This window comes from Pandoraea vervacti (assembly GCF_000934605.2).
In the GTDB taxonomy this organism is placed as follows: domain Bacteria; phylum Pseudomonadota; class Gammaproteobacteria; order Burkholderiales; family Burkholderiaceae; genus Pandoraea; species Pandoraea vervacti.
Genome location: NZ_CP010897.2, coordinates 4,185,531 through 4,205,445, shown reverse-complemented (window position 1 = coordinate 4,205,445; position 19,915 = coordinate 4,185,531). Strand labels below are relative to the sequence as shown.

Annotated in this window: 15 protein-coding genes and 1 pseudogene; 9 read left to right on the top strand and 7 right to left on the bottom strand. The window is 65.1% G+C overall.

The genetic code is table 11. From position 1 onward, the window contains the following. Positions 1-446: 446 nt before the first annotated feature. The gene (locus tag UC34_RS18250; RefSeq protein WP_044456680.1) at positions 447-1,562 is read left to right on the top strand and encodes an alpha/beta fold hydrolase; all 1,116 of its coding nucleotides are present in this window, start codon (positions 447-449) and stop codon (positions 1,560-1,562) included. 45 nt (positions 1,563-1,607) lie between these two features. On the opposite strand, the gene UC34_RS18245 is transcribed toward UC34_RS18250, so the two are convergent. Together UC34_RS18245 and UC34_RS18240 are read right to left on the bottom strand one after the other, a co-directional pair. After that, positions 1,608-2,156: a GNAT family N-acetyltransferase gene (locus tag UC34_RS18245; RefSeq protein WP_044456679.1), complete on the bottom strand. Its 549-nt coding sequence runs from the start codon at positions 2,154-2,156 to the stop codon at positions 1,608-1,610. Further along, on the bottom strand, positions 2,156-2,746 hold the full coding sequence (locus UC34_RS18240; RefSeq protein ID WP_044456678.1) for a helix-turn-helix domain-containing protein: 591 nt from the start codon (positions 2,744-2,746) through the stop codon (positions 2,156-2,158). The genes UC34_RS18245 and UC34_RS18240 overlap by 1 nt, the downstream gene beginning before the upstream one ends. A 267-nt stretch (positions 2,747-3,013) precedes the next feature. Here UC34_RS18240 and UC34_RS18235 point away from each other — a divergent pair, with 267 nt between their 5' ends. The 6 genes and pseudogenes from UC34_RS18235 to UC34_RS18205 all read left to right on the top strand — a co-directional run bounded on the left by UC34_RS18235 (position 3,014) and on the right by UC34_RS18205 (position 10,595). Beyond that, a complete protein-coding gene (locus tag UC34_RS18235) occupies positions 3,014-3,505 on the top strand; it encodes a GNAT family N-acetyltransferase (RefSeq protein ID WP_044456677.1) in 492 nt (163 codons plus the stop codon). A 443-nt stretch (positions 3,506-3,948) separates the two neighbouring features. After that, positions 3,949-7,067, top strand: a pseudogene (locus UC34_RS18230) (xanthine dehydrogenase family protein molybdopterin-binding subunit). Continuing rightward, positions 7,064-7,756, top strand: a complete 693-nt coding sequence (locus UC34_RS18220; protein WP_084070789.1) for a (2Fe-2S)-binding protein — start codon at positions 7,064-7,066, stop codon at positions 7,754-7,756. The pseudogene UC34_RS18230 and the gene UC34_RS18220 overlap by 4 nt, the downstream one beginning before the upstream one ends. A gap of 173 nt (positions 7,757-7,929) precedes the next feature. Further along, positions 7,930-9,150 carry a cytochrome c gene (locus UC34_RS18215; protein ID WP_044458374.1) on the top strand — a complete coding sequence of 407 codons (1,221 nt, stop codon included), beginning with the start codon at positions 7,930-7,932 and terminating at the stop codon, positions 9,148-9,150. Between the two features lie 181 nt (positions 9,151-9,331). Next, entirely contained in the window at positions 9,332-10,015 is a 684-nt protein-coding gene (locus tag UC34_RS18210) for a helix-turn-helix transcriptional regulator (RefSeq protein WP_044456676.1), read from the top strand. 205 nt (positions 10,016-10,220) lie between these two features. Then, positions 10,221-10,595, top strand: coding sequence for a VOC family protein (locus UC34_RS18205; RefSeq protein ID WP_044456675.1), 375 nt, complete (start codon positions 10,221-10,223; stop codon positions 10,593-10,595). A 113-nt stretch (positions 10,596-10,708) separates the two neighbouring features. Here UC34_RS18205 and msrA read toward each other — a convergent pair whose 3' ends face one another. The 3 genes from msrA to msrB form a co-directional block, all read right to left on the bottom strand. Beyond that, the gene (gene msrA, locus UC34_RS18200; RefSeq protein WP_084071045.1) at positions 10,709-11,506 is read right to left on the bottom strand and encodes a peptide-methionine (S)-S-oxide reductase MsrA; all 798 of its coding nucleotides are present in this window, start codon (positions 11,504-11,506) and stop codon (positions 10,709-10,711) included. Between the two features lie 71 nt (positions 11,507-11,577). Next, positions 11,578-13,563 (bottom strand): cytochrome c biogenesis protein DipZ, encoded by a 1,986-nt coding sequence (locus UC34_RS18195; RefSeq protein WP_044456674.1) that lies wholly within the window; start codon positions 13,561-13,563, stop codon positions 11,578-11,580. A 170-nt stretch (positions 13,564-13,733) separates the two neighbouring features. Next, complete coding sequence (gene msrB / locus UC34_RS18190; RefSeq protein ID WP_084070788.1) at positions 13,734-14,354, bottom strand: peptide-methionine (R)-S-oxide reductase MsrB; 621 nt, start codon at positions 14,352-14,354, stop codon at positions 13,734-13,736. A 238-nt stretch (positions 14,355-14,592) separates the two neighbouring features. Here msrB and UC34_RS18185 point away from each other — a divergent pair, with 238 nt between their 5' ends. Then, positions 14,593-15,336: a response regulator transcription factor gene (locus UC34_RS18185; protein ID WP_044456673.1), complete on the top strand. Its 744-nt coding sequence runs from the start codon at positions 14,593-14,595 to the stop codon at positions 15,334-15,336. Then, the gene (locus UC34_RS18180; RefSeq protein ID WP_044456672.1) at positions 15,333-16,823 is read left to right on the top strand and encodes a sensor histidine kinase; all 1,491 of its coding nucleotides are present in this window, start codon (positions 15,333-15,335) and stop codon (positions 16,821-16,823) included. Before UC34_RS18185 ends, UC34_RS18180 begins: the two co-directional genes overlap by 4 nt. On the opposite strand, the gene UC34_RS18175 is transcribed toward UC34_RS18180, so the two are convergent. Then, a complete protein-coding gene (locus UC34_RS18175; protein ID WP_044456671.1) occupies positions 16,807-18,057 on the bottom strand; it encodes an RHS repeat domain-containing protein in 1,251 nt (416 codons plus the stop codon). The two genes, UC34_RS18180 and UC34_RS18175, sit on opposite strands and share 17 nt — an antisense overlap. Before the next feature lie 135 nt (positions 18,058-18,192). Further along, on the bottom strand, positions 18,193-19,581 hold the full coding sequence (locus tag UC34_RS18170) for a DASS family sodium-coupled anion symporter (protein WP_084070785.1): 1,389 nt from the start codon (positions 19,579-19,581) through the stop codon (positions 18,193-18,195). Between the last annotated feature and the right edge of the window lie 334 nt (positions 19,582-19,915).

Genomic DNA, 19,915 nt, shown 5'->3' with positions numbered 1-19,915 from the left:
GGCGGGGTTCGCGCTCACTCACTTGTGATGTGAGCACCCACCGCCTTAGCGTTGCGGGTACCGAAACATGCGCGGTGCGTTGGGCTTCGGGAAATTGGTAAAGATGTGAAACATGACGGGGGAATAACCCCTCATTTATGAGGGGCTTTGCTGGCGTGTCGCCAATGGATTCGCGTGCCTGGTTGATCTTTTGCGTTCCGCTTGCATTCCGTTGCATTCCATTTCCCGGCACACGGGATTCGGGTTGCCCGGAATGAGTGCGATTCGGGCGATTCATTCCGGAAATCCGGTCAATCGCAATAAATCGCTGTGATTGTTGTTGTCATCGGCGCAAACCGGTTGCCCGCGTCGGCGACGTCGCTTGCTGTTCGCAACGTCAGGGCGCGTGGCAGAATCTGGACATCCTCATTTGTCCCACTTTGCGTGCCGTGGCACGCCTACCTCCCATGCCGTCATCGCTATATCGGCGCATGCGCCGTATTTCGTATCGGGCCATCGTCGGTCTGAGCTCGCTGGTTGCCCTGGCGACGTTGCCCGGCGCGGCGCTGGTCTCGTCTGCTTACGCCGCGGATACCCCAAGCGCTCCCCCGCTCACCAGCGCGGCCGATACCGAGAGCAACGCCGGTCCGGCGTATGGACCGGAGTTGCAGGGCTTTGCATATCCGTATCCGGTGAACCGCTTCGACTTCACGTCGCAGCGCACGCCGTTGCACATGGCGTACATCGATGTGAAGCCAGCGCAAGCGAATGGCCGCACCGTGGTGCTCTTGCATGGCAAGAATTTCTGCGCGGCTACGTGGCAGGAGACGATCGATACGCTGGCAGGCGCGGGGTACCGTGTGATCGCGCCGGACCAGATCGGCTTTTGCAAGTCGAGCAAGCCTGCGCAATACCAGTACAGCTTTCAGCAACTGGCGAACAACACGCATGCGTTGCTGGCGTCGCTCGGCATCACAACCGCCACCGTCATGGGGCATTCGACCGGCGGCATGCTGGCCGTGCGCTATGCGCTGATGTACCCAAACGAGACGCAGCAACTGGTGCTCGTCAATCCGATCGGCCTCGAAGACTGGAAGGCACTCGGTGTGCCATCGAAGACGGTCGACGAATGGTTCGACCGCGAACTTCGCACGAGCGCGCCGGGCATTCGTCGCTACGAGCAGGCGACGTATTACGCCGGCCAGTGGAGCGAGCGGTATGAACCCTGGGTGCAGATGCTCGCGGGTATGTATCGCGGGCCGGGCAAGCGAATCGTGGCGTGGAACTCGGCGCTGCTCTACGACATGATTTATACGCAGCCGGTCGTGTACGAACTCGGCAGGATTCGCGTGCCGACACTGCTGATGATCGGCGACAGAGACACCACGGCGATCGGCAAGGACTTCTCGCCGCCGGAGGTCCAGGCGCGCCTCGGACATTACGCGGAACTCGCCAGGACGACGCAGGCTGCGATCCCGAACGCTTCGCTCGTCCGATTCCCCGAACTTGGACATGCGCCGCAAATGCAGGACCCGGCGGCGTTTCACAAGGCATTGCTCACCGGGCTGGCGGCGCTGCGTTGATGCTGCATGATGCAGCCCGACGCCGGGCGCTCGGCTATCCGCAGTTCAGAGGTGCTTGTAATAGAACGTGGTCGCGCAGAAGGCGCCGTCGGGCATGAGCGCAAACTTCGGCACATCGCCTGCGCGCTGCCAGCCGGCGCGCTGGTACAGACGCTCGGCATCGCCGCCGGTTACGGTGTCGAGCACCAGCACGTGGCGTCCATGCGCGCGGGCTACGTCGTCGACGGCTGCCATGAGTTGTTGTGCCACGCCCTGACGTCGTGCGCCGCGATGCACGAGCATTTTGGCAACGTCGGCGCGATGCGGCTGGTTCTCGGGCAGATCGAGGATCAGTTGGACGGTGCCGACGATGTCGCCGTGGCCATCGGCGCCGGGGTTTTGCCGACGTGCCACCAAGAGCGCGCGCTCGCCCCGGCCGACGCTCGCGGCGACCTTGCCCCAGAACGCCGTCGCTCGCTCGCGCGTGAGCGGCAGCATGAAGCTCACCGAGGCGCCTCCTTCGACACAATCGATGAGCACGTCGGTGAGCGCGTCGACGGCGGCGAGCGCCTGTGCGCCGTTCAGCGTTTCGAGCAGGATCGGGACGGAAGACATCAGGACATTCTCCTTGCGGCGACAAACGGCAGTGTCACGAGGCCGACGAGATAGCGGGCGGTGGCCGACGTGGGGTTATGAAAGCCGATGGGCTGATCGAGGCGCATGGCGAGGCAGTCGCCGGTGTCGAGCCGCCACGTGGTCGCGCCAAGCGTGATCTCGATGGCGCCTTCGATGACCCAGATCTGCTGCCAGACTTCGCTGTCCCTGGGGCCCGTGTCGTACGCAACGCGCTCGCCGGCGGGAAACCGCACTTCCACGAACTGCAGCGGTGATGGTTGTGACGGCGACAGGTTGCGCCTCACGTAGCCCGAGTCCGGATCGGTCCATACGGGCTGATCGGCATATCGCGACACAGGCGAGGGCAGGGCGTCCGTCTCGGGTTGTTCGTCGAAGAGCGATGCGAGCGTGACGTCGAGCGCCATGGCGAGCTTGTCGAGCACGTTCGCCGTGGGGCTCGTCTGTGCGCGCTCGATGAGCGAGATACTTGAGCGGCTCACACCGCTGCGCTCCGCGAGCGTGTCGAGGGAGTAGCCTCGCTCGCTGCGCAGATCGCGCACACGGCGGGCGATGCGTTCGTTGATGTCCATGGCATCCAGTTTACTGGAAAATAATTTCTAGTAAAATGGACGTCATGGCGACGGTGGCGGCGACGCACCGCGTCGTTGCGACGCTTGCCATCGCAGGCGCCACTCACGCCGTGAGTTTGCGGCAACTTAGCGATAACGCAGCGTTAACTTGTGCGCGGGATCTTCGACATGACTGCTCCATCTTCACCTTCTTCCTCATCGCCTTCGTCGCCTTCGTCGCCTTCATCGCCCGCACGTCCCGCGAATTCCTCCGCGCCGCGCGCTACGTTGACGATTCGCGACGCGACCGATGCCGATCTTCCCATCATCCGCGACATCTACAACGATGCCGTCGAGCACACGACCGCCATCTGGAACGACATCCTCGTCGATCTCGACAACCGTCGCGAGTGGCTGGCAGCGCGACACCAGCGCGGATATCCGGTGATCGTGGCCGAGCGTGACGGCACGACCATCGGCTATGCATCGTTTGGTGACTGGCGTGCGTTCGACGGTTATCGCCATACCGTCGAGCATTCGATCTACATCGACAAACGCGCGCGTGGCGCCGGCGCCGGCGAAGCACTGATGCGCGCGCTCATCGAACGGGCGCGCACGCTCAACGTGCACGTGATGATCGCGGCCATCGAAGCGCAGAACGCACCGTCGATTCGCCTGCACGAAAAGCTTGGTTTTCGTACGGTCGGCACGTTTGGCGAAGTGGGCACGAAGTTCGGCCGCTGGCTCGATCTCACGTGCATGGAGTTGCGTATCGACTAACCGACGCATGCGCTGCACAACGCATGCGATGCCGCTGTGTCCTGTTGGATATAGCGGCATTTCTTGTTTGGCATCGCCAACATCACGCAGCGCCAATACCATCGGCTCACGCCCGTCGCGCGGTGCGCAATGCGTTGCCTGTTCCCCGTGTTCTCACGCAGTGCGTCATGTCCAACCTTGTCATTCCGGGAGTCGGCGTGTAGCCTTGAGACGTCCGGTGTCACTCATGAAGCGTGCTCTTATCGAACTTCACGAGCGCATCAACGGCGCGCGCATGTCACGGATCGTGCCCCTTGCAATGCGAACACGCATCGTGGGTCCGCGACGACGCGAGCGTCGTGGTGAGCGCACGAATGTTGCCGTGCCGTTTTGTCGTTCGGGAGTTGCAGGTTCGTCTTCGTGATCGCGACACGTCCCCCCAAAACAAGACGGACGGAACGCTTATGCCGCGCCTGCCAAGAAAACACAGTCCAACCGCGGCAGTGTCGAGCGACGACGCTCGTCATGACGCCGCGTCCGTCACCTCCTCTCATCCCCCCGGCGGCCAGAGCCCCGATGCTTCGCCCGGCTTCGCGCTGACGCGTCGCGGGTTCCTCAAGGCGTCGGCGATCGCGGGCATTTCCGTGTACATCGCGCCGGTGGGCAGCCGCGCTTTCGCAGCGCTGTTCGAAGACAGGAATCTCACGCCGGTGGCGTGGGACGCCGCCAAGGGCCAGGCCAGATTCCGTATCGACGGCACCGCCAAGGTCACCGGCAGCAAGATCTTCGCCCGAGACATACGCGCACGCGACATGCCGGGCTGGCCGACGCAACAGGCACACGCGTTCGTCTTGCGCACGACGCTCGCCGACCGCCCGTACCTCGGCTTCGACCTCTCGCGTCTCGATGACGGTTTGCAGCCCGACCGTATCGTGACGGCCGACGATCTTGCACGCGACGGCATTGCCTTTCCCGAGTTCTACGGCGACGACATGTTGCTGCCCGCAGGCAAGACGCCAGCCTATCTCGGGCATGCGGTCGCCATCCTGATTTATCGCGACTTCCATCGTTTCCGCTTCGCGAAGGACAAGCTCAAGTTCCATGACGAGATCATTCGGTATGGCGACGTGAGCGGGCCTTTGTCGCGCGATCCGTGGGGCAGCTTCCGTTACGTGCGCGTGGGCGGCAAGACCGCTTATGACGATGACGTGTACTCCAGCCTCAAGGACGCACCGATTTTCCCGAGCATGATGCGCAAACACTTGCCCGTCTGGCCCGATGGAAACGATCACGGCAAGCTCGACGAGCAAGGCATGGCGTATGCCGCCAGGATCGGTGAGTCGCTGACACATCCGCCGGCAAACTGGCTGGTGATGTCGCGCGAGTACCGCACGCAGTCCGTCGACACGGCCGCGCTCGAGCCCGATAACGCCAACTGCTGGTACGACGCGGCAGCCCAAACGCTGCACATGGTCGTGCCCACGCAGTCGCCGTCCGAAGTGGCGGAGAACGCCGCCGCCATGGTGGCAAAGGGGCGCTTTCCTGTCAGACGCCTGATCGTGTATCCGTGCTACACGGTGGGCTACGGCTCCAAGGACCACTACAACATGCCGTTCTACGGGCTGGCCGCCGCGATGTATGGCGACGGCTTGCCGGTGCGACTCGCCAACGACCGGTACGAGCAGTTCCAGACCTCGCTCAAACGTCACGCGTTCACGATGCGCTATCGCATGGGCGTGGACAAGGAGACGGGCATGCTCCAGGCGTTCGCGGCGGACATGGAATGCAACGGCGGCGGGCGCATGAATTTCTCGCCATCCGTGGCGATGGTCGGCGCGACGGCCGCCCAGTCGATCTATTACTTCCCGCAAAGCGATCTGGCGAGTGTGGCGATTGCCTCACGTGCGATCGACGCGGGGTCGGCGCGCGGCTACGGCACCTTGCAGTCGATGGCGGCGACCGAAATGATGATCGACGAGATGGCTGCGCAATTGGGCGTCGATCCAATCGACTTCCGGCTCAAGAACGCCCTGCGCTCGGGCATGAAGAACACGCAGGGAGCGATTCCTGCCGGTGCCGTGCGCGTGGACGAAGTGCTCGCCCGGGCGAAGGCGCACCCCTTGTGGACGCAGCGCGACAAGAAGAAGGCAGAGTACGAAGCCGCGCACCCGGGGCGCCGTTACGGCGTGGGGTTCGCATGCGTGCAGAAGGACTTCGGCACGGGAGCGGAGACGTCGTTCGCGCGTGTTGAGTTCGACGAGACGGGCAAGATTTCCCTGTATCACACTGCGGCGGAGATCGGCACGGGAACGTCGACATCGCAGGCCGTTGCCGTGGCCAAATGGCTCGGCATGCCTGCCACCGACGTCCATATCGCCATCACCGACTGGCCCGAATTGCCGGTGCTCACCAGTGGCGATCCGTACCTGATGTCGCAGGCCGATCAGGACAAGCTCGCGGCCAATCCACGCTGGTCGCCGGGTTACGCCTCGCCGTCGAGCGCGACGAACTCCGCGTTCTATTTCACCCACAGCACACGCGAAGCGGCGCGGCTGGTCTTCTTGCAAGGGCTGTGGCCGGCAGCGCTGTCGATCTGGCGTCGCGGGTTGGGGGGCGGGCAGGCTGCGCCGCTCGTGGTGCGCGCCGAAGATGCGCGCTGGGTCGAGGGCAAGCTCACGGCGGCGGGGCTCGAAGCACTGCCGTTCGGCATGCTTGCCAAAACCGCGTACGACCTGGGGCTCGTGACGGGCGCGACCGTGCACGTGTTCAACCGCTGGCAGTGGGCCGAGGCCGATTGGGATCTCGGCGACGGGGCGACGCAGCGTCTGCCGGTCGACGGTATCGCGCTGCGCTTCGGCAAGGGCGGCACGCAGCCCAAGGCAGCGGTGGCAGCGCAGACGAACGCTACACAGACGGTGTCGGCCAGGACCGCGCATCGCAGCGGGAATGCGCCCGCAAAGTCGGCGTCGCCGGCCGTGGCGGCAGCTGCCGCGAACGGTGCGCGTGCCGCGAAGGGCGCACCCGCCCCCGACTCCGGGCACCCCGGCATGCAGGTCGCCGCGCCCGTGCCCGCGACCGGCTATCGCACCATTGACCGCAAGCGCGTGTATTACCCGCCCGTGCAGCGCAACAACGCAGCGGTGACTTACTACAGCGCAGTGGGCACGCTCGTCGAGTTGTCCACGAAGCGAGCGGCAAGGTCGAACTGCTCACGCATCACTCGATCATGGAATGCGGCAACCAGATCTCGCCGCAACTCGTCTCGGGGCAATTGCAGGGCGGTCTTGCGATGGGCATCGGTCATGCGTTGCACGAGTATCTGCCGCTGTACGAGGACGGCCCCGGCAACGGTACGTGGAACTTCAACCGCTACCACTTGCCGCGCGCGGTGGACGTCGCCGTATGGACCCAAACCGGAGAAGTGCTCCCGCCGATTTCCGAGACCGACGTGCCCAAGGGGATCGCCGAAGTGGTGATGATTCCCGTGGTGGGTGCGATTGTGAACGGCCTCGCCCACGCGATCGGCCATCGATTTACGGATTTGCCGGTGACACCGGAGAAGATCCAGGAGGTACTGGCATGACGGATACGACCCACGCGCCACAGACGGCCTCCGACGCGATGGCGCAACCGACGAACAACGCGAGCACGGTCGCTGCGCCCGATGCAGCAAGTGCGGCAAGTGCTGCTGCTGCGGCGTCGCCGGCACCCTCGAATGGCAGGCAGCCGTGGGAGACGCTTCCCGTCACGGTGAAGATCAACGGTGTCTCGCACGGCCCGATGGCGGTCCCCGCAGGGCTCATGATGATCGACTTCCTGCACGAGACGCTTGGCCTGACCGGCTCCCGGCTGGGCTGCGGGCAGGGCATCTGCCACGCATGCGTGGTCATCGTCGACCATGCCGACGGCGGTAGCGAAACGGTGCGCACCTGCATTACCGGAGCGAACTATTTCGACGGCAAGACGGTACGGACGGTGGAGGGCCTCGCGACCCGGGACGCCGACGGCAAGGTCACGCTCACACCGATTCAGCAGGCGTTTCTCGATCACTTCAGTTTCCAGTGCGGATACTGCACGCCGGGGTTCGTGAACGCGGCGACGGTGCTCATCGAGCGCCTGAAGCGCAAGCCGGTCGCGCGCGCGGACCTCGACGCGGCGATCACCGACGGGCTCAACGACCAGATTTGCCGGTGCACGGGCTACGTGCGGTATTACGAGGCCGTGCGCGATGTCATTCTCAAGACGCCCGGGTGCGTGAAGGACGCGAAATGAACGCCGCCGCCATGCCTTTGCATCGCGTCGTCCGGTGGAGCCTACGTGGCGTTTGCATCGCCGCCGTGCTGCTCGTTGCCGGCTGCAACGACTCGAACGCGCCGAAGCCGCCCGAACCGGTTCAGCCGCCCAAGCCCAAGACATCCCTGGCGCCGTCGCTCGTGGCGAGCGCCATGGCGGCCGACGCGCCTGCGCAGGCGAGCGGGGCAGCATCGGCTGCGCCCGCTGCCTCGAGTGCCTCTGCTGCACCGGCGCCGAAGGCGCCCACCGAACTGGTCGCGCGAGGCAAATATCTCGCGCGCGCCGCGGACTGCGCGGCCTGCCACACGAGTGCGGACGGCGCACCGTTCGCTGGCGGCGTGCCGCTCAAGTCGCCGTTCGGTACGTTCTACGGCACCAACATCACGCCGGACAAGACGCACGGCATCGGCGGCTGGACGGCCGACGACTTCTACCGCGCCTTGCATGACGGGGTGGCGCCCGACAAGGTGCTGTACCCGGCCATGCCCTACACGTCCTATCGTCAGATGACGCGTGCGGACAGCGACGCCATCTATGCCTATCTGATGTCGGTGAAACCGGCGGCAGTGCCCAACCGCAAGCACGACCTTTCGTTCCCCTACAACATGCGCTTCGCTATGCGAGGGTGGGACTGGATGTTCCTGACCGACACGTTGCCCGATGCGTCCCGCGGACAGTCCGCCGACTGGCTGCGCGGACGTTACCTCGCCAACGCGCTGGGCCATTGTGCGGAATGCCACACGCCGCGCGGCACGTTCGGCCAGCTCGACAAGGCCAGACCGCTCGGCGGGGCGGCGCTCGCCCGCATTGCCGCGCCGGACCTCACGCCGGAGGCACTGGCCGCACGCGGGTGGACGCTCAAGGATCTGCAGACGTTCTTCGGCACGGGGATCGCGCCGCAAGGCTCGGCGTTCGGCGAGATGTATCCGGTGGTGCATCTGAGCACGCAGTACCTCACGCCCGACGATCTGCGTTCGCTCTCGACGTACCTGTTGGGCGATGCGCCGCCCGCGCCGAAGCCGTTGCCGCAGATGCCGGATACGAGCCAACTGACGGCGGGCCGCAACCTGTATCTCGCCGTGTGCGCCGGCTGCCACGCGGCGGACGGCGCCGGCAAGCCGCACGTGGCGGTGTCGATGCTGGGCAATTCGACCGTGCGCCAGAAGGACCCGCGCAATCTGATCGTCACGATTCTCGACGGCGTCGAAGCGCAGAAATTTCCGGGACTCGAAGCGATGCAGGACATGCCGGGCTTCGACAAACGCCTCACCGATGCGCAGGTCTCCGAGTTGTCGAACTACCTGCGCGTCGCGTACGGTGGGCAGGCGGGCGATGTGAACTCAGAGGTCGTCAGGCAACTGCGTCAGAAGTGAGGCGGCGCTCGTAAGCTGGTCGGAACGTCGCCGCAACGTGGCGGTTGTCATGCGGCAGTCATTACGTAGCAGACATTACGTAGCAGTCGTAACGTAGCAGTCATAAAGCAGCAGTCATATAGCAGCAGGCGGTTCTGCCAACGCTGCGTCGCCCGGCGGACATGGCGCATAATGACGCGCCATGTCCCGCACACAACGCCTTTTCTCCCTGATGCAGTTGCTGCGCCGTCACCGCTACCCGGTGGCGGGGGCGGCGCTCGCCGCTTCGCTTGGCGTCAGTCTGCGCACGCTCTACCGGGATATCGCCGAATTGCAGTCGCAGGGGGCGCACATCGAAGGGGCGCCGGGATTGGGGTACGTCCTCAAGCCGGGTTTCATGCTGCCTCCGCTCATGTTCTCGGAGGAGGAGATCGAAGCCATCGTGCTCGGTTCGCGCTGGGTGGCCAGGCGAACCGATGGCGCGCTGGCCGATGCGGCGGCCAATGCGCTCGCGAAGATCGCTGCCGTGCTGCCTTCGGATCTGCGCACGTCGCTCGAAGCGTCCACGTTGCTCATCGGTCCGGGCGATCCGTTGCCGCCGATGATCGTGGAACTCACCGACATCCGCGAGGCCATTCGCGCCGAGCGCAAACTGCATCTTTCCTATCGCGATGAAGCCGGGCGAACGTCCGAGCGGGTCGTCTGGCCATTCGCGCTCGGCTTTTTCGACCGGGTGCGGATGATCCTCGCGTGGTGCGAACTGCGCGACGACTTTCGCAGCTTCCGCTGTGATCGCATCGAGGCGATGACCGTGACCGGCACGCGCTATCCCCGTGGGCGTCGTTCGCTGCTCAAGACGTGGCGCGAGACGACCGGCAAGGGCTGAGCGCCGCGCTTCTTCTGTGGGCGCGACCCGCGCCGAAACCTGCCCCGGAAGCGTTTCAATTCAGCGTTCGACTGCTGACAAAAGCTGACAGCATCCCTTCGTACGATGGCGTCACGACAACGCGCAACGGCGCTCGGCAATGAGCGATCGGTGCGTGTGCGTCCTTGAAAAATAACGTATCGATAACGAACGACAGGAGCTAGTCATGACGCATCCGAACATGATCAATCTGTACGTGGCCAGTCCGCCCGAGAGCGCCGGGTTTTATGCCGATCTGTTCGACGTGGAACCGGTCGAAGCGTCGCCCGGATTCGCGTTGTTCACATTTCCCTCGGGGCTGAAGCTGGGATTGTGGGCGCGCTACTCGGTATCGCCGACGGCGATCGCGCCGCCGGGCGGCAGCGAAGTGGTGATTCCCGTGACGTCGAACGCGCACGTCGATGCCACGTGGGAGGATTGGAGTGCACGCGGTATTACGATTCTTCAGGCGCCCACGACGATGGACTTCGGTCGCACGTTCGTCGCCTCGGACCCGGACGGTCACCGTCTGCGCGTGTACAAGCTGGCGGAGCCTCGATAGGCGGTAGTCGATGATCGATAGGCGATAGTCGAAAAGGAGGGCGGGCAAGGCGCGGGCGCTGCTGGGCGTCCAGCGCTAGCGACGCCCTCCGGGGCCACCTTGACGTCAATGACTTATCTGTCCGACGCCGTTTTCACCAACACCGGTGTGTCGCGATACAGCGCGGGGAAGAGGCGTTTGAGATCCCTTACTTTCGGCATATCGTTGATCACGATGTACGGATAGTTGGGGTGATCGGTCAGGAAATCCTGGTGATACGCTTCGGCCGCATAGAACCCCGTGTACTTCTCGACCTTCGTCGCGATCGGCTTGCTGTAGACACGCGAGGCGTCGAGTTGTGCGATGTAGGCGCTCGCTACCTGACGTTGTGCGTCGCTCATCGGAAAGACAGCCGAGCGATACTGCGTGCCGGTATCCGGTCCCTGGCGATTCACTTCCGTGGGATTGTGCGCCACCGAGAAGTAGATTTGCAGCAGCTTGCCGTAAGACACCTGCTGCGGATCGAACGTCACCTGAACCGATTCGGCATGGCCGGTCGAACCGGTGCTCACGGTTTCGTAGTCGGCCGTTTTGGCCGTGCCGCCGGCATACCCGGACTCGGCCTTCGTCACGCCCTTCACGTGCTGGAAGACGCCTTGCACGCCCCAGAAGCATCCCCCCGCGAATACGGCGGTTTCGGTGCGAGCGCCGGTCGACGGTTCGTCGAGCTTCGGTGCGGCGATGACCACGGCGTCCTGCGCGCCGAACGCGAATGCGCCGCTTTGCCATGCGAGCGCGCCGGCTGCGATCGCGGTGGCGCCCAGCAGGGCGCGTCGCACACGGGAGGCGGGCGGCGTCGTGCCGCGAGGTGCGACGATGTCATGTCCAGCGTGTTGCGATGCTTGCGGTGATTCCTTGTCGAGCTTGCTCATGTGAAGGCTCCCGGCGTCGACGGACGCCTCGATGACGATGTTGAGGGGGATGTTGATCGAATCCACTGCGATCAGCCGAACGTGAAGGCATAAGCCGATACGCCCGGATCGAGAAATTCGATGCGGAATGTCCGGTCGCGTATCTCCCCGGTCTGACGAACCAACTGGTACAGCCGCTGCGAGGTGACGGTGCCGGTGCCATCGGCGGCGACGTCGGTGCCGTGTGCGTCGCCGGGCGCCTGCGCGTCGAGCGTTACGCGAAAGCGCACGGGTTTGCCGCTGGCATCCGGGCCGAGCACGAGGTGCAGGTCGCGGGCGTGAAAGCGGTACACGATGCGAGCGCCTGCCTGTGTTGCGGTTGCCTGCTCCGGGCCGACCTTCCACTGCCCGGCAAGCGCCCAGGTGTTGAGTGCCGGAGGCGACTGGGGCGTTTGTGAGAGGACTGCGGACGGCGCGTGGTAATCGTTCGGGGCGTCTTTCACCACGCCGCCCGGCGAGCTGAAGTTCTCGGCACGAGCGTAGCCGATGTAGGTCTCCGGCGAACGAACGTCGCCCTTGTCGGCGGCTTGCTGAACGCCGCTGGCCTTCACGTCGGTGATGCCGTCAGCGACCTGAGCGGCGCCCGCTTCTCGCAGCAACTGCTGAATCACGCGCTCCGACTCGGTGTAATTGCCTTCGCCGAAGTGGTGATAGCGCACGCGACCCTGCGCATCGACGAAGTAATGCGCCGGCCAGTACTGGTTGTTGAAGCCGCGCCAGATCGCGTAGTTGTTGTCGATGGCCACCGGGTAGCGCACGCCCAGATCCTGCACCGCCTTTTTCACGTTGCCGATGTCGCGCTCAAAGGCAAATTCCGGTGCGTGCACACCGATGACGACGAGTCCCTGATCGCGATACCTCTCTGCCCAGGCCTTCACATAGGGCAGCGTGCGCAGGCAGTTGATGCAGGAGTAAGTCCAGAAGTCGACGAGCACGACCTTGCCGCGAAGCGCCTGTGCCGTGAGCGGCGCTGAATTGAGCCATTGCACTGCGCCGTCGAGCGAGGGGAGTTGGCCTTCGATGGGAAGCGGTGCGGATTCGCTCGATGCCGTGCGGACCATCGCCCGATTTGCGGCCGACATCGCTTGTCCGCTGCGCTCGGCGCTGTCTGCTGCCGCAGTCTCTTGCGAGGACGCGATGGCCGTATTCGCAGCGTTTGCCGCAATCGTAGCGTCAGGCGCGTCAGGTGCGTCAGGTGCGTTAGGTGCGTTAGCAGCGCCAGGTGTAGCGGGCGCAAGGACAGCATTACCGCCGGGACCGCCCGAATTCCGGCGGCCGCCCAACCGTTCGACCAGACGTTGTTCGATGCCGCCGGTCGATGCGCTCGAAAGCTGGGCGAGCACGCCGGTATCGAGGCCCAGCGCGATCGCGGCGACACCGGCGAGCATCAGGCCGCCGAGCCCGCGGCGAATCCATTCGCCCGCGCCCAGCGAGCGCTTCATGGTGGCAAAGACGCGTCCGCCGACGAGCAGCGCCAGCGCGAGCGATGTGGCGGCGCCCGCCGCATAGGCGAGAAGCAGCAGCGTGGTGCCCACGCTCGCCCCTTGCAGCGCAGCACCCGTGAGCACGAGACCGAGGATCGGGCCAGCGCACGGCGCCCAGAGCAGGCCGGTGGCGATGCCGAGCAGGAACGACCCGCCCGCGCCAGCGCTCCGGGCCTGGTGGCCGCTCGCGGCGCCGTCGCCTTGCGCGGACTGCGTCAGACGATTGCCCAGCGTCACGAGCGGATGCGTCAGGCGTTCCGCGAGCTTCGGGAACAGCAACGTCGCGCCGAAAACGGCGACGAGCGCGAGTGCCAGCCAGCGCCCGTACTGGTTGGCCTGCACGACCCAGTTGCCGCCCACGGCGGCGAGCGTGGCCACGAGGGCGAACATCAGGACCATGCCGGTGAGCATGGGCAGCACGCTGCGCGAGAACGACTGACCGGCACGCGAGAACACGAAGGGCAGCACTGGCAGGATGCAAGGGCTGACGATCGTCAGAATCCCGCCAAAATAGGCAAGGATGAGCAAAGTCATGAAGCACTCCCTGGGCGGCATCCGACACCGATGGTCGGATAACGCGAGTTTCGATTGCCGGGTGTCGTAAGGTCGGCCTGGAGCATCGGCGCACCCGGGGCACGGGGGGCGAGAAGCATGCGCTCCTGGTGCGCCCCTCATGGGCCCCTCATGCGCCGGTCACACGCCGATTAGGCGGCCTGCGGATGAAACGTCATCGCCAGACCGTTCATGCAGTAGCGCAGGCCGGTCGGTTTCGGACCATCGTCGAACACATGGCCCAGATGGCCGCCGCAGCGACTGCAATGGACTTCGGTGCGAACCATGCCGAAGGTCGTATCCCTGTGCGTGCCGACGGCTTTGTCGAGCGGGGTCCAGAAACTCGGCCAGCCCGTGTGGCTGTCGAACTTGGTGCGCGACGAGAACAGCGGCTGGGCGCAACCGGCACACGCAAAGGTGCCGGCACGATGCTCGTCGTTCAGCGGGCTGGAATACGGGCGCTCCGTGCCTTCCCGACGCAGGATTTCGTACTGGCCGGGCGTGAGGCGCTTGCGCCATTCGGCGTCGCTGTAAGCGACTTCGAAATGCTCGGGGGCACTGCCATGACGGCTATCGGCCGCCCGCGCCGGGCGCACCAGTCGCGGCGCCAGCCCGGCGGCGACGGCCGCCGCCGCAGCGGTGGCGCTTAGCAGAAACACGCGTCGGGCGCGCGCCGGAGCGTGGCCGGTGGCGCCCGCGCGGGCAGACTGCGCGGGCTTGAGCGGCTCATGCGGCTTGGGCGGCTTGGGCGGGTACAAATCGGACAATCTCATACATCCTCCGGTCAGTGGGACGATCCGGCGCGGGCTGGCCCCGCCGCAGCAAAAAACGGGGAGCGCGACGGCGGTGGTACGGCACAGCGGGGATCCACGCCGGATCGATGACTGAAGATTAGTGCGCGGGCGATGGCGAAGTCCTCACGTAAAATTAAACAATTCGTGATACCTCTGGCGGCGTGTTCTGCGCACAATGGGGGCCTTCAAGTCTCATTTTCCGGGAGTTGTTCGCCTGATGGAATCGCCGCGCCGTGTCCTGCTCGTCGAAGACGACGCGCATATCGCCGATCTGCTCACGCTGCATTTGCGCGATGAGCGCTTTGAAGTCGTGCATTGCGCCGACGGCAACGAAGGTCTGCGCCGTCTGGCCGAAGGCGGTTGGGACGCGTTGATTCTGGATCTGATGCTGCCGGGTGTGGACGGGCTGGAAATCTGCCGCCGTGCCCGTGAAATGACCCGCTACACGCCGATCATCATCACGAGCGCCCGCTCCAGCGAAGTGCATCGAATTCTCGGGCTGGAACTCGGGGCCGACGACTATCTCGCCAAACCGTTCTCGGTGCTCGAACTGGTGGCGCGGGTCAAGGCACTCATGCGCCGTGTCGATGCGCTGGCGCGCAACGCCCGGATGGAAGCCGGCAGCCTGGCGATCGCCGGGCTGTTCATCGACCCGATCGCGCGCGAAGCGTCGCTCGCCGGCAAATTGCTGGATCTCACGCCGCGCGAATTCGACCTGCTGTACTTCTTCGCCCGCCAGCCCGGCAAGGTGTTCTCGCCCATGGACCTGCTCAACGCCGTGTGGGGATACCAGCACGAGGGGTATGAGCACACCGTCAATACGCACATCAACCGGCTGCGCGCCAAGATCGAAGCCGATCCGGCGCAGCCCACGCGCATCCTGACCGTATGGGGTCGTGGCTACAAATTCGCGAACGACGGCGCGCCCGAGGCACAGGGCACCGACGTGGGAGCGGCATGATGCGTCGCTGGAATCTCACCCTGACGCAACGCCTGTCGGTCGTTTTCGCCGTGCTGCTGCTCATATGCAGCGGTACGTCCGCGTGGATGCAGGTGCAGGCGAATCGAATGCACGAGGCTGAAGTGATTCAGGGACTCTCGCGCGGGTTGGCCGAGCACATCGCCGCCAACGCACAGTTGATGGACGCGAACGGCATGAAACCGGATGCCGTGCGGCGTTTGTTCGGACAACTCATGGTGGTGAATCCGAGCGTCGAGGTCTATCTGCTGGATGCGCAGGGACGCATTACCGGACATGCGGCGCCGGAGGGGCGTCTGCGGCGCATGCAGGTCGACCTCGGGCCGGTACACAAGCTGCTCGACGGCGAGTCGCTGCCGATCTACGGCGACGATCCGCGCAACGCCGACGTCCGCAAAGTTTTCAGCGCGGCGCCGTTGCGCGTGGACGGGCGTGAGGTCGGCTACGTGTATGTCGTGCTGTTGGGCGAGGCGCACGACCGCTTCGCCGAGCGCGGCGCGACGAGTGCGGCGCTCAATACGGCGCTGTGGTCCATCGGGCTCGTGGCGGCGCTGTGTCTGGTCGCGGGGCTGGCGGCGTTTGCGCTCATCACCCGGCCGTTGCGACGTTTGACGGATACCGTGCGGGATTTCGACATGGATGCGGCGCCGCCGCCTGTGCCCGCCATGTCCGCCGATGCGCTGGCCGCGCAACAATCGCGACCGAACGACGAAATCATGGTGCTGGAGCGGGCGTTCCGTCAGATGGTCGAGCGGCTCGGCACGCAGTGGCGTACGCTCACACGTCAGGATCAGGAGCGCCGCGAACTCATTGCCAACATCTCGCACGATCTGCGCACGCCGCTCTCGTCGATGCACGGCTATCTCGAAACGCTCTCGCTCAAGGACGCGACGCTCACGCCCGAGGAGCGGCGGCGCTATCTGGGCATCGCGCTGGATCAGAGCCGCAAGGTCGGGGCGCTCGCGCAATCGCTGTTCGAGCTCGCACGTCTGGAGCATGGTTTCGTGCAGCCCGAAGCCGAGCCGTTCTCGGTGACGGACCTGATTCAGGACGTCTTCCAGAAATTCGAACTGAGCGCCGAGTCGCGCGGTGTGGCACTGCGTGCGCAGCTTGCACCGCAGATTCCGGCGGCGCGCGCGGATCTCGGACTGATCGAGCGCGTGTTCACCAATTTGCTGGAAAACGCGTTGCGTTATACGCCGTCGGGCGGGGAGATCACGGTGGCGGTCGCGCCGGTCGGCTCGGAGATCGAGGTGCGCGTGAGCGACACCGGGCCGGGCATTCCCGAGAGCGCAAGAGAAGGGTTGTTCGAGCGTCCCTTCACCGTGGGTGGTGCGCGTCGCGAGGGCGGGCTGGGGTTGCGGATCGTGCATCGTATCCTGCAGCTGCACGACCGGCGTATCACCTTGGTGGACACGTCCGGTCAGGCAGGGCAGGGCGCGACGTTCCGCTTTACTTTGCCGACGTGAGTTTGTCGGTCGAGGGCGATGTCGGGGGCGACGCAGCGTCAGGTGCGCCAGTTGCGTGAGATGCGTGAGATGAGGCCGAAGCAGGCGCGGTCGGCGCCGCCGCTGCCGTGGTGTCGAAGTACGTCAGCTTGCGCACGAAGACATTCGCGAACGGATCGACTTTGTCGCCCGACTTGTCGCTGGGCGATGTGATGACGATACGTACGATGTTGCCGTGACTGTCGTACTTGTAGTGATATTCGGACACATGATGCTCGCCGGTGGCCGCGTCGGTCCGGGTTACGCGCACCAGTTCGTGGCGCGGCGAATACTCCGATACCTCGTTGTCCCACGCCAGCGGGAGCCATTGGCCGTCGATGAAGGCGGCGGCACCGTTGTCGCGCACGATGCGGCTGCCATCGGGCTTGCGCTCGACGGTGGCGAACGTACGGTACGACACCATCCTGGGGGCCGGACGCGCACGGCCATCGGCCGTGATGACCCGACGCGCCTCGTTCGGGGCTTCCCACTGACGCGACAACGCGAAACACTCGTCGTCGAACTCACGCACCTGCACGGCCCCGGGGCGGCGCTGATGCAGGCCGCCTGAATTCGACACGACCGTGCGCGTCCATTCGAGATGCCCGTCTTCCTGACGGACCTGCTCCCGCCATGCCGGATGCCGCACGGCGTGCACGACCCAGGCGTCGGGAGTCTGCCAGTCGACACTCGCACCGTTGATGCTGTGCAGCCGTCCTTCGGCGTCGTAGGTGTAGCGGCCGCGGTCGGTGCTCGCGAGCAGGCGACCCTGCGCGTCGAACTCCATGACGATGCGATTGCCGTTATCGAGCGGGCCGACCTTGCCGGTGCTACGGTCGTAGCTCGCGATGAAGCGCGTTTCCTCGATCTTGCGAACGCCCACGGGAATGCCGCCGAAATTGCGCATCAGGTCGTCTTCTTCGCGCAGCGAGGCTTGCACGCACCACGGCAGCGGCGTGGCGGCTTGCGAGCCGCCGCTGGACGGAGCCGACGAAGCAGAGGCCGGTGAAGAAGATGCCGGTGAAGCAGGCGCGGCGCCGTTGGCGCTCGCGGCGACCGCAGCGTTGGCAGATTGGCGGCTGGCTGAATTGGTCGAATTGACCGAATTGACCGAGTTGGCCGGGGTGGCGCCCGGCGGCGTGCTGGCGCAGCCGGCCAGCACCGCTGTGAGTGTGGCGAGCGCCAGAGCGCCGCGCACGGGACGTAAGGAAAGCATGGACTGGACAGTTCGGGCAGGTGAAGCAGACATCATCGCAACGGATTGCCGGAGGTATTTTTTCACGATTGTACCGGCTCTGTGTGACGCGCCTGCCTCAGGGGCATCCCGGATGCATACCGGAGGGCGCAGCAGTTACTGCCACAACACCCATGCGAAGGCGGTAATCACCAGAATGCACACGACGTTGATGCCCAGCCCGGCGCGCACCATCGCGCGTTGCGGCACGCTGCCGGTGCCGAACACGATGGCGTTGGGCGGCGTCGCCACGGGCAACATGAACGCGCACGACGCGCCGATGCCGATCACCATCGTCAGGAGCGCTTCGGGCATGCCCAGCGACACGGAGATGGCGGCAAAGATCGGCACGAGGATGGCGGCGCTGGCGGTGTTGCTCGTGAGTTCGGTGAGAAAGACGATGAACGCTGCCGTGATGAGCAGAATCACCAGCGTAGGGCTGGTCGCAAAGGCGCTCGATACCCCCTGCGCGAGCACGACGCTCGCGCCCGAGTCGCGCAACACCACGCTGAGCGTCAGGCCGCCGCCGAACAGCAACAGCACGCCCCAGTCGGTGTGCGCCTGAATCTCTTTCCAGGAGGCGACGCCGCTCGTGGCGATGAGGATGGCGGCCAGCAGTGCAATTAGCGTGTCGAGCTGTTTTACGCCGCCCAGCCACGCCGAGATCTGCTGGCTGAAGATCCACGCGACGACAGTCGCCGCGAAGATGCCGACGGCGGCGATGCGCGGGCCGGTCCATGTCAGAGGCTCGGTGTCAATGACGACCGTCTGGTCCAGTCGCGGGCGCAGCACGACATAGGTCGTTGCAATCATGAGCGGCAGCAGCACGGCGACGAGGGGCACGCCGAACTTGGCCCACGTCAGAAAATCGATGCCGAGATGGGTGGCTACCATCGCGTTGGGCACGCTGCCGACAATGGTGCCGAGTCCGCCGATGTTGGCGCTGTAAGCGATGCCCAGCAGCAGGAACGTGACGGTCTTGCGGTCGCGGGTGGTATCGAGTTGGGACAGGATGCCGAGTGCGAGCGGCAACATCATCGACGTGGTCGAGGTGTTGTTCACCCACATGGACAGCAAGGCCGTGGCGACGAACAGCATGAGCGCAGCACGGCCCATGCGTCCGCCTGCCAGATGCAGGAGCCGGTTGGCGAGAAAACGGTCGAGCCCCTGAATGCGCATGGCGGTGGCGAGCGCAAAGCCGCCGAAGAACAGGAAGACGATCGGATGGGCGAATGAGGTGAGCGCGGCCGGTGTCTCCAGAATGCCGAGCACGACCGCGAGCACCGGCACCATGAGCGCGGTGGCCGTCAGATGGACGGCCTCCGACAGCCACAGCACGGCGATGAAGGCGGCCAGCGCCAGTCCGCGATTGGTTTTCTCGTCGAACGGCAGCACAACGATGAGCGCCACCATGAGGAGGGTGTTGGCCAGCAGGACCCAGGCGTCGCGGGCGGACATCGCCCAATGCCGGGTGAGGGTTCCAACGGTGCCAGCAAGTTCGTTCATCTCCTGATTTCCTCGATTTTCGATGGTTTTTCCCTCGGGCTTCCCATCTTGTTAGGGGGATGGGTGCGGGACGGGGCGGGATAGGGTACGGGATGGCCGCCGGGTGTCCATGCCGGTCGATCCGACGTGGAATGGACGGCGCGCCGTCCGTCATTCGCGCACCCGCTTTGATGCCACGGATTTCCGGGAGGTGCCTTAGGAAATCGCTCATACGTGAAGCCGGGACGTGGGAATTCGGCCGCGCGTGAAGCGGGGGCGTCGCGCGGGTGGGCGCCTTTGCCTGTCAACGTTGACAGTAGGCGGGCGTCGATTCGTGTGGCGAGATGGGGAGGCT